This window comes from Citrobacter sp. VF227 (assembly GCF_052950715.1).
Window position 1 is genome coordinate 1 of sequence record NZ_JBRFVF010000715.1, and the last position, 267, is coordinate 267.

At 49.8% G+C, this 267-nt stretch carries 1 pseudogene; it reads right to left on the reverse strand.

Annotated elements, in window-relative coordinates:
- Positions 1-267, reverse strand: a pseudogene (locus tag ACU8YC_RS28695) (nucleoside recognition domain-containing protein); the annotation flags it as partial.

A 267-nucleotide genomic window follows, 5' to 3' on the forward strand; every position in this document is an offset into this window, starting at 1 on the left:
CTTCTCCTGGAGCAGTTGACTGGGTTTTCTTACTGGTAAAAGTCAGGATCAGACGCATTACATTGGCGCCAACAATTTTCATAATGAACATCACAGCCACGCACGCGCCAATAGACGCTGGCACGGCCGGAGTGCCGTCTACCGCCATCAGCGTGAACAGAATGGCACCGGAGGAAAAGAAGTTGGTGATCATTGCCCCAGCAGAGAACTGGAACATAGCGAAAATATCTTTTTCGTTTTGCGTAATTTCGCCTTCGTCGGCCAGAT